The sequence below is a fragment of the Streptomyces sp. WELS2 genome (assembly GCF_013870595.1).
GTDB lineage: Bacteria > Actinomycetota > Actinomycetes > Streptomycetales > Streptomycetaceae > Streptomyces.
The window spans coordinates 1-3162 of sequence record NZ_JACBWZ010000726.1 but is presented as its reverse complement, the minus strand read 5'-3'; the positions used below and the strand labels follow the sequence as shown (position 1 = coordinate 3162).

Here is a 3162-nt window from a genome sequence, read left to right as displayed (position 1 = left end):
AACGCTTGCCCGCCATGTGGACCGACAGCCGCTCCAGGACGACCGTCTGGTCACCGGCCGGGTCACGGACGGCTGACGGCGCGGACGAGCGCTCAGGGGCGGCTGACCGTGCGGGTGACACCGGCGATCACCGTCGTCGCGAGGATCCATCCGGTGAGCACCAGCACGTACGCCAGCACCTGGTATCCGCCGCGCGGCGCGAACGCCGAGTCCTGCCCGAAGGAGATCACCGGCAGCAGCAGGTCGAGCGTGTAGAACACCGGGTGGAACGGCGGCGCCTCGCCCGCCTTCAGCGGACGCGGAGGGTGCAGCGCGAAGGCGAGCGAGCCGAGCGCGAGCAGCGACAGCAGCCAGCCGGCGGCACGCAGCGGACGGAAGCCGTAGCCGACGGTGACGTCCTGCACCAGGCCCCACAGCCGCCCGTACCAGGGCAGCGTGTGCCGGTGCCGGCGCTGCTTGGCGAGCTGCACCAGCCGGGCCGCGTGATCGTCGCCGACCCGGCGGTAGGCGGCCGTCAACTGCTCGTAGGCGTGCGGGACATACCCGTCGCGCTCGCGCCGGAGCATCGGCAGCCGGCGCTCGGCCGGCTCGTGCGGGACGAGCGAGGTGTACGTCAGGTCGCCCAGCAGCACCGTCTCCGGCACCGACTCCGGTTCCAGCAGCAGTACGTCGAGCTGGGCGCGGCGCAGGTTCAGGGCGCCCTCCATCGGCGGGGCCTTGCGCAGCCACAGCTCGCCGATGGTGGAGCTGCCGGCCCGCAGCGCCGTACCGCCCGGATGCGCGAGCCGGGTGTACGACAGGTCGAGCCGCCCCGCGATCCGGGCGCCGCGCAGACCGGTCCAGCCGCGCACCTCGGCGCCGCGCACCAGCATGTCCCCCTCGACGGTGAGCGTCTCGGCGTCGAGCGCGGCGTGCCCGGGGTTGCCGAGCCGGGACTCGTTCAGGTTCAACGACCCGGCCACGCTCGCGCCGTTGAGGCGGATCTGCCCCCGTGTGCGCAGCCCCGGCGCCCACAGGTCGGCGCCCAGCACCGCCTGGTCGAGCTGGAGCACCGGCTCCTCGGCGCCGGGCGCGGCCACCTCGGCGCCCTCCAGGTACAGGCTGCCGGTGATCCGCGCGCCGCCGAGGCGCACCGTGCCGTGGCACCGGGCACGGGTCAGCCGCACCACCCCGTCCACGTGCACGGCGTGGGCGACCAGGCCGGGCAGCACGGACTCGCTGAGGTTCAGCTCACGGAGCCGGGCGGCGTAACAGCGCGGGGCCTCCTCGAAGTGGCAGTGGCGCAGCCGCACCGGGTGGTCGATCGTCGCGTACTGCAGATCCAGCCGCCCGGTGATCCGGGCGCCCGCCACGCTCAGCGACGGTATCTCCCCGTCCTCGCGCTCCCCGTCGAGCAGCAGCGCCCGCAGCACCCCGGCCCGTACGGTCCGTTCGGGCCCCCACCCGGCCGCGCCGGCCAGATCCTCGTCGGCCGCCTCCCGGAAGTCCACGAACTCCCCGCGCGGAAACGCCCGCCACACCCGCTCCTCGGCCGCCGTCAGATTGTCGATCTCCACCAGCCGGACTCTGACCCGGCACCGAACCGGCTGTCAATCTCCGCTTCCGACGGCGGCCGTCACGCTACGGCCGGACGTTCCACTCCGCGATCACCGGGCGGCCGTGTTCCGTGGACAGGCGGCTGACCGTGGCCGTGGCCAGCTGGAACAGGCGGCCGTCGGCGGCCGGCAGGCCCAGGCGGCGGGCGGTGAGGACGCGCAGGAAGTGGGCGTGGGCGACGAGTACCACGTCCCCCTCGGCCAGCGCCGGCGCCACGCGGGCCAGGACCCGGTCGGCGCGGGCGCCGATCCGGTCCGGTGACTCGCCCGGGTGGCCCTCGGGGCCGGGCGGGACGCCGTCGGTCCACAGGTCCCAGTCCGGGCGGGTGCGGTGTATCTCGGCGGTGGTGACGCCCTCGTAGCCGCCGTAGTCCCACTCGTGCAGGTCGGGATCGGGCTCGACCCCGGGTATGCCGGCCAGTTCGGCGGTGCGCAGCGCGCGGCTCAGCGGGCTGGACAGCGCGCGGGCGTAGGTCCGGCCGGTGAGGAGCGGGGCGAGGGACTTGGCCTGTTCCTCGCCCTGTCCGGTCAGCGGCAGGTCGGTCCAGCTGGTGTGCTGTCCCGACCTGCTCCACTCCGTCTCACCGTGGCGGACCAGCAGGAGGTCCCCCACGGCGGGTCAGCCCTTCTTCTCGACCGCGTGGCCGCCGAACTGGTTGCGCAGCGCGGCGATCATCTTCATCTGCGGGGAGTCGTCCTGGCGCGAGGCGAACCGCGCGAACAGGGACGCGGTGATCGCGGGCAGCGGCACGGCGTTGTCGATGGCCGCCTCCACCGTCCAGCGGCCCTCGCCGGAGTCCTCCGCGTAGCCGCGCAGGCCCTGGAGGTGCTCGTCCTCGTCGAGGGCGTTGACCGCGAGGTCCAGCAGCCAGGAGCGGATGACCGTGCCCTCCTGCCAGGAGCGGAACACCTCGCGGACGTTGTCCACGGAAGTCACCTTCTCCAGCAGCTCCCAGCCCTCGGCGTAGGCCTGCATCATGGCGTACTCGATGCCGTTGTGGACCATCTTGGAGAAGTGCCCGGCGCCGACCCGGCCCGCGTGCACATAGCCGTACGGGCCTTCCGGCTTGAGCGCGTCGAAGATCGGCCGCAGCCGGTCCACGTGCTCCTTCTCGCCGCCGACCATCAGCGCGTAGCCGTTCTTCAGGCCCCACACGCCGCCGGAGACACCGGCGTCGACGAAGCCGATGCCCTTGATGCCGAGCGCGGCGGCGTGCTTCTCGTCGTCCGTCCAGCGGGAGTTGCCGCCGTCGATGACGATGTCACCGGGGGAGAGCAGGTCGCCGAGTTCGTCGATGACGGTCTGGGTGGCGGTGCCGGCCGGGACCATCACCCACACCTGGCGGGGCGCGTCGAGCTTCTCGACCAGTTCGGCGAGGCTCTTGACGTCGGAGACCTCGGGGTTGCGGTCGTAGCCGATGACGGTGTGGCCGGCGCGGCGGATCCGCTCGCGCATGTTGCCGCCCATCTTGCCGAGGCCGATGAGACCGAGCTGCATGATCAGTTCTCCGATGCGTTCTTGAGAGTGCGGTAGGCGGCGACGAGGGCCGTGCTGGACGGGTCGAGA

General features: G+C 73.1%; 3 protein-coding genes. All 3 read right to left on the bottom strand.

What is annotated here, in order from left to right; translation table 11 throughout:
- Positions 1–92 precede the first annotated feature (92 nt).
- The 3 genes from H5J33_RS28820 to gnd all read right to left on the bottom strand — a co-directional run bounded on the left by H5J33_RS28820 (position 93) and on the right by gnd (position 3093).
- Entirely contained in the window at positions 93–1556 is a 1464-nt protein-coding gene (locus H5J33_RS28820) for a membrane-associated oxidoreductase (RefSeq protein ID WP_181797755.1), read from the bottom strand.
- Positions 1557–1620: 64 nt separating this feature from the next.
- Positions 1621–2208: a histidine phosphatase family protein gene (locus H5J33_RS28815; RefSeq protein ID WP_181797754.1), complete on the bottom strand. Its 588-nt coding sequence runs from the start codon at positions 2206–2208 to the stop codon at positions 1621–1623.
- Positions 2209–2214: 6 nt separating this feature from the next.
- Positions 2215–3093: a phosphogluconate dehydrogenase (NAD(+)-dependent, decarboxylating) gene (gene gnd, locus H5J33_RS28810; RefSeq protein ID WP_181797753.1), complete on the bottom strand. Its 879-nt coding sequence runs from the start codon at positions 3091–3093 to the stop codon at positions 2215–2217.
- Positions 3094–3162 lie beyond the last annotated feature (69 nt).